Source organism: Microbispora sp. ATCC PTA-5024 (assembly GCF_000511135.2).
Taxonomy (GTDB): Bacteria; Actinomycetota; Actinomycetes; order Streptosporangiales; family Streptosporangiaceae; genus Microbispora; species Microbispora corallina.
This window is the reverse complement of the sequence record NZ_KI866522.1, coordinates 2,669,901-2,675,514: the sequence shown is the minus strand read 5'-3', so window position 1 is coordinate 2,675,514 and position 5,614 is coordinate 2,669,901. Positions and strand designations below refer to the sequence as shown.

The window sequence follows — 5,614 nt, the reverse complement described above, 5'->3', positions numbered from 1 at the left end:
CCCGCGGCCCCCTCCCGCGGCCCCCTCCCGCGGCCCCCTCCCGCGGCGCGGCGGCGCGGCACGGCGTCGCGGCACGGTAACGAAGAGGCGGTGCGCCGCCGGGAGTCGATAACCTTGAGGCACGTCCTCTTCACGTCGTCTCCGACGTCGTCTCCCGAGGAAGCCGCGCAGGGATCCGCGCAGGACCCGGCGCCGGCGTCAGGGGAGGCCCCGGCGAGACCTCTCACGAGCAAGGAGTAGCCGTGCTGCTGCGTATGTCCACCCTGTTCCTGCGCACACTGCGTGAGGATCCGGCGGACGCGGAAGTGCCGAGCCACAAGCTGCTCGTCCGCGCCGGATACGTCCGCCGCGTCGCGCCCGGCATCTACTCCTGGCTGCCGCTTGGCAAGATCGTCCTGGAGAACGTGGCCCGGGTCGTCCGGGAGGAGATGGACCGGATCGGCGCCCAGGAGGTGCTGTTCCCCGCCCTGCTGCCCCGCGACTTCTACGAGTCCACCGGCCGCTGGACCGAGTACGGCGACACGCTGTTCCGCCTCAAGGACCGCAAGGGCGCCGACTACCTCCTCGGGCCGACCCACGAGGAGATGTTCACCGACATGGTCAAGGGGGAGTACTCCTCCTACAAGGACTACCCGGTGACCCTCTACCAGATCCAGACGAAGTACCGCGACGAGGCGCGCCCCCGGGCGGGCATCCTGCGGGGCCGTGAGTTCGTCATGAAGGACTCCTACTCCTTCGACCTCGACGACGACGGCCTCAAGCGCTCCTACGAGATGCACCGGGACGCCTACATCCGGATCTTCGACCGTCTCGGCATCGACTACAAGATCTGCTTCGCCATGTCGGGCGCCATGGGCGGGTCGGCGTCCGAGGAGTTCCTCGCCCCCTGCGACACCGGCGAGGACACGTTCGTGGCCTGCCGCAACTGCGGCTACGCGGCCAACGCCGAGGCCGTCGTCACTCCGGCGCCGCCCGCCGTCACGGCCGGGCAGCCCCCTCTCGAGGTGCTCGACACCCCCGACACGCCGACGATCGACTCGCTCGTCGCGCACGTCAACGAGCACTACGGCCTGGGGATCACCGCGGCCGACACGCTGAAGAACATCGTCGTGAAGGTCCGGACGCCGGGCTCCGGCGAGGTGCGGACCCTGGTCGTGGGCGTGCCCGGCGACCGCGAGGTGGACTTCAAGCGCCTGGAGGCGTCCCTGTCGCCCGGCGTCCCGGAGATCTTCGAGGCGGAGGACTTCGCCCGCCACCCCGGCCTCGTGCGCGGCTACATCGGCCCCCAGGTGCTCAAGGAGCTCGGCATCGACTACCTGGTCGACCCCCGGGTGGTCGCGGGATCGGCCTGGGTGACCGGCGCCAACGAGCCCGGCAAGCACGCGGCGCACGTGGTGGCCGGGCGGGACTTCCAGCCCGACGGCACGATCGAGGCCGCCGAGGTGCGGGCCGGGGACGACTGCCCCCGCTGCGGCCACGCCCTGTCCATCGACCGGGGCATCGAGATCGGCCACATCTTCCAGCTGGGCCGCAAGTACGCCGACGCCGCGCAGCTCGACGCGCTCGGCCCCGACGGCAAGCCGATCCGCATCACCATGGGCTCGTACGGCGTGGGCGTCTCCCGGGCCGTCGCCGTGCTGGCCGAGCAGCTGCACGACGGGCTGGGCCTGGTGTGGCCGCGCGAGGTGGCGCCCGCCGACGTCCACATCGTCGGCACGGGCAAGGAGAACCAGGTCGAGGTCGCCAGCGGGCTGGCCGAGACGCTGGAGGCCCGGGGGCTCCGGGTGCTCGTCGACGACCGCCCCCAGGTGTCGCCGGGCGTGAAGTTCAAGGACGCCGAGCTGCTGGGCGTGCCCACCATCCTGATCGTCGGCCGCGGCGTGTCCCAGGGCGTCGTGGAGCTGCGCGACCGGGCCGCCGGGACCAAGGAGGAGATCCCGCTCGACGAGGCCGTGGAGCGCGTGCTGGCGGCCTGCGGGGCCTGAGCCGCGCGGGGTCCTACGGGATCATCGCGTCACTGCCCGGGCGACCGCGAGGGCGCCTGGGCGGTGGCGGGGCTCGTCGTCGCCGGAGGAGAGGCGGACGCGTCCCGGCCGGGCATGCCCGGGAAGGCCGCGACGACCGGCTGCCAGCCGTACGCGCGGGTCGCGCACTCCTGCGCGGCCAGCGCGGCGATCCGCCGCAGCGCGGGGTCGGGGTCGGCGGCCAGCTCCAGGTAGGCCGTCGTCAGCCGCTCCTCCACGAGCACGGCCAGCCGCACGGCGTCCGCCGCCGTCCGCACCTCGAACGGGAGCCGGTAGGCGGGCCCTGCCTCCGACGGCGTTCCGCCGCGCCCGGCGATGAGCGTCCTGAGCTGGTCGCGGCGGGCGCGGTGCGCGTCGAACGCGGAGGTGGCCCGGCCGCGCAGCCCGCCCGACGTCTTCCCGCCGATGACGCCGTACGCGTACACGGCGGCGTGCTCGGCCGACAGGGCCCGGGCGAGCGCGGCGGTCGCGCGGGCGGCGGCCGCGGGCACGCCAGGGGAGCCGGAGGGTGACGGCGTGGCGCCGCCGTTGGCCGTGCCCGTCGCGGCCTCAGTCACGCAGCCTCCCCAGAGCGATCACGTGGACGGCCTCGCAGGCCCCGATGCTGGCGAGGAGCTGGGCGAGCGCGGGGGAGGCGCCGGCCATCTGGGCGGCCCGCCCGGCGGCCGCCCGCCGTTCCGCGTCCCTGAGCGCGGCGACCGGGACGGCGTCCGGGGAGCTGTCCGGGGAGCTGTCCGGCGAGGCCGCCGCGGACGCGCCAGGAGAGGCCGGCGACGCCGCCGGCGCGGACGAGGTGTGCGGGGACGAGGCGGCCGATCGGGGCAGCATCGTGCGCAGGGCGGTCAGGTGGGCGACGTGCCGCTGCCGGAACGGCTCGAGCCTGGCCGCCGCGCCCCCGGCGAGCTCGGCCCGCTGGTAGAGCGCGACCAGCTGCTCCTTGCCCCTGATCAGCGACGCCAGCAGCACCGCCTGCGGGTCGGGCCGCGCGGGCGGGGGCGGCGTCGCCGGGCGGGACGAGCACCCGGAGGCGGCCAGCCCGGCCGCCGCGGCCGTGCCCAGGAGGGCACGCCTCGTCACCCGCACCCCGCCGGTCTGCTTCACGACATAGCATCGTACGGCGCGCCGCCCAGTACTCACCGCTTCGTGGTGATGGTCGTGCTCGTGTCGGGTCGCCGCTCGGGTGTGGCGCTATTTCCACACCCCGGTGTCGATAGGCTGTGCCACATCGGGGCCACATCGGGCGAGGTACACGGCAAACGGAGGTCGGAATGGGCAGCGACGCTCGACACGGCCGCCTTGTGGAGCTTCTCGGCCCGGTGGTCGCCGCCGAGGGGCTCGACCTGGAGGACGTGACGATCACGCCCGCGGGCCGCCGCAGGCTGGTGCGGGTGGTGGTCGACCGCGACGGCGGCGTGAGCCTGGACGACGTGGCCGACGTGAGTCAGTCGGTGTCCAAGCGGCTCGACGAGACCGACGTGCTCGGCGGCAACCCCTATGTGCTGGAGGTCACCTCCCCCGGAGTGGACCGGCCGCTCACGGAGCCGCGCCACTGGCGGCGCGCCCACGGCCGGCTCGTCAAGGCGGAGCTGCGCGACGGCACGGCGGTCGAGGGCCGGGTGACCGGCGCCGACGACTCCGGCGTGGAGCTGGACGGCGAGCGCCGCGTCCCGTACGGCGACCTGGCGCGCGGCCGCGTGCAGGTCGAGTTCAACCGGCCGGGCGCGGGGCTCGACGATGGTCCTGATGAGGACGTCGATGACCTCGAGGACATCGACGACGTTGACGACGAGGGCTAGGGGGGAGCCTTGTGGACATTGACATGAGCGTCCTGCGCAGCCTGGAGCGGGAGAAGGACATCTCCTTCGACCTGGTCGTCAAGGCGATCGAGGACGCGCTGCTGATCGCGTACTTCCGCACGGAGGGCGCGGCGCAGAAGGCGCGCGCGGAGCTGGACCGCGTCTCTGGCCATGTGACCATCTGGGCGGCCGAGCTCGACGAGGACGGCGAGGTCGCCCGGGAGTACGACGACACCCCGGGCAACTTCAGCCGGATCGCCGCGACGACGGCCAAGCAGGTGATCCTGCAGCAGCTCCGGGACGCAGAGGACGAGATCAACTTCGGCGAGTTCGCCAGCCGCGAGGGCGAGCTCGTGGCCGGCATCATCCAGCAGGGCAAGGACCCGCGGGTGGTGCTGGTCGACCTGGGCAAGATCGAGGCGATCCTCCCGCACAACGAGCAGGTCCCCGGCGAGGAGTACACCCACGGGGAGCGCATCCGCTGCTACGTCGTGCAGGTGAAGAAGGGCCCGAAGGGCCCCTCCGTGACGCTGTCGCGCACCCACCCCAACCTGGTCAAGAAGCTCTTCGCGCTCGAGGTGCCGGAGATCGCCGACGGGACCGTGGAGATCGCGGCCATCGCCCGCGAGGCCGGCCATCGGACGAAGATCGCCGTACGGTCGCGCAAACCCGGGGTGAACGCCAAGGGCGCCTGCATCGGCCCCATGGGGTCGCGGGTGCGCAACGTGATGACCGAGCTGCACGGCGAGAAGATCGACATCATCGACTGGTCGGACGACGCGGCCGAGTTCGTCGGGAATGCCCTGTCGCCGGCCCGTGTTTCCCGGGTCGAGGTCATCGATGCCGATGGCCGCGTGGCCCGGGTGACCGTGCCCGACTACCAGCTTTCCCTGGCGATCGGCAAGGAGGGGCAGAACGCCCGCCTCGCCGCCCGGCTGACCGGCTGGCGGATCGACATCCGGCCGGACATTCAGGAGGCACCGGCTGATCCCGCTGATGCGTCGGCAAGGTAAGCTGGAATATGGTTGCCGGGCAGTCCCGCAGAGAACATGCGTGGGCTGCCGGGTTCGCACGGTAAAGTCCGAGTTGCTCCGCCTGGTCGTGGTCGAGGGCGTGATCGTCCCCGACCCGCACGGACGGTTGCCGGGGCGTGGTGCGTCACTGCACCCGTCCCTGCGCTGTCTGGAGCTCGCCGAACGCCGCCGGGCGTTCCCCCGCGCGTTCCGCGCGGAGGGGGCGCTGGACGTGAGTGTGCTGCGGGTTCACCTCGAGGGGTTGACTGCGGGTCAGTCCGGGTGAATGGTTACCGCTGGCCCCTGGATCGGCCCTGGGGCCGGGTACGAAGAAACTGTCATGTAGGACGCCGAGTTGATGGGCGGAGTCAGATTGCTATGAGCGCCTGATGAGCACGCGGCGATGAGTACGTACAGGTAGCGACGGTCCGGCGGCACTGCGAGCCTCCCGGGCCGAGTTAGGGAGTGCAGTGGCGAAGGTCCGGGTATACGAGCTCGCCAAGGAGTTCGGAGTCGAGAGCAAGGTCGTGATGGCCAAGCTCACCGAGATGGGCGAGTTCGTGAGATCGGCGTCCTCGACGATAGAGGCGCCGGTCGTCCGTAAACTCACTGAGGCGTTCAAGGGTGACGTCTCCAGGGGCGGGGGCAAGCCCGCCCGTCCGGCGCAGCCGCGGCCCGCGCCGAGGCCGGCCGAGAGCCAGGCCAACGGCGGCGTCCCGCAGGCGCCCGTTTCCCCGTCCGCCGACGCGGCGGCCAGGCCGGGCCCGAAGCCCGGGCCGCG

At 72.7% G+C, this 5,614-nt stretch carries 7 protein-coding genes; 5 read left to right on the top strand and 2 right to left on the bottom strand.

From position 1 onward, the window contains the following. Positions 1-242 precede the first annotated feature (242 nt). A complete protein-coding gene (locus tag MPTA5024_RS12115; protein ID WP_198167046.1) occupies positions 243-1,985 on the top strand; it encodes a proline--tRNA ligase in 1,743 nt (580 codons plus the stop codon). A 29-nt stretch (positions 1,986-2,014) separates the two neighbouring features. Here MPTA5024_RS12115 and MPTA5024_RS12110 read toward each other — a convergent pair whose 3' ends face one another. Together MPTA5024_RS12110 and MPTA5024_RS12105 are read right to left on the bottom strand one after the other, a co-directional pair. Further along, the gene (locus tag MPTA5024_RS12110; RefSeq protein WP_084369575.1) at positions 2,015-2,581 is read right to left on the bottom strand and encodes a ferritin-like domain-containing protein; all 567 of its coding nucleotides are present in this window, start codon (positions 2,579-2,581) and stop codon (positions 2,015-2,017) included. Continuing rightward, the gene (locus MPTA5024_RS12105) at positions 2,574-3,125 is read right to left on the bottom strand and encodes a hypothetical protein (protein WP_036322493.1); all 552 of its coding nucleotides are present in this window, start codon (positions 3,123-3,125) and stop codon (positions 2,574-2,576) included. The genes MPTA5024_RS12110 and MPTA5024_RS12105 overlap by 8 nt, the downstream gene beginning before the upstream one ends. A 167-nt stretch (positions 3,126-3,292) precedes the next feature. On the opposite strand from MPTA5024_RS12105, the gene rimP reads away from it, so the two are divergent. The 4 genes from rimP to MPTA5024_RS12085 form a co-directional block, all read left to right on the top strand. Continuing rightward, positions 3,293-3,820 carry a ribosome maturation factor RimP gene (rimP, locus tag MPTA5024_RS12100; RefSeq protein WP_036322491.1) on the top strand — a complete coding sequence of 176 codons (528 nt, stop codon included), beginning with the start codon at positions 3,293-3,295 and terminating at the stop codon, positions 3,818-3,820. A 23-nt stretch (positions 3,821-3,843) separates the two neighbouring features. Beyond that, positions 3,844-4,833, top strand: a complete 990-nt coding sequence (nusA, locus tag MPTA5024_RS12095; RefSeq protein WP_036322489.1) for a transcription termination factor NusA — start codon at positions 3,844-3,846, stop codon at positions 4,831-4,833. Next, entirely contained in the window at positions 4,817-5,119 is a 303-nt protein-coding gene (locus MPTA5024_RS12090; RefSeq protein ID WP_084369573.1) for a YlxR family protein, read from the top strand. The genes nusA and MPTA5024_RS12090 overlap by 17 nt, the downstream gene beginning before the upstream one ends. Before the next feature lie 184 nt (positions 5,120-5,303). Further along, positions 5,304-5,614: translation initiation factor IF-2 N-terminal domain-containing protein (locus MPTA5024_RS12085; RefSeq protein ID WP_036322485.1), on the top strand; the 311-nt coding region annotated here is incomplete at its 3' end.

Bases quoted from the DNA above. Each gene is read 5' to 3' on its own strand.
- rimP (WP_036322491.1), top strand. From the start codon at position 3,293: ATGGGCAGCGACGCTCGACACGGCCGCCTTGTGGAGCTTCTCGGCCCG.
- nusA (WP_036322489.1), top strand. From the start codon at position 3,844: ATGAGCGTCCTGCGCAGCCTGGAGCGGGAGAAGGACATCTCCTTCGAC.
- MPTA5024_RS12090 (WP_084369573.1), top strand. From the start codon at position 4,817: ATGCGTCGGCAAGGTAAGCTGGAATATGGTTGCCGGGCAGTCCCGCAG.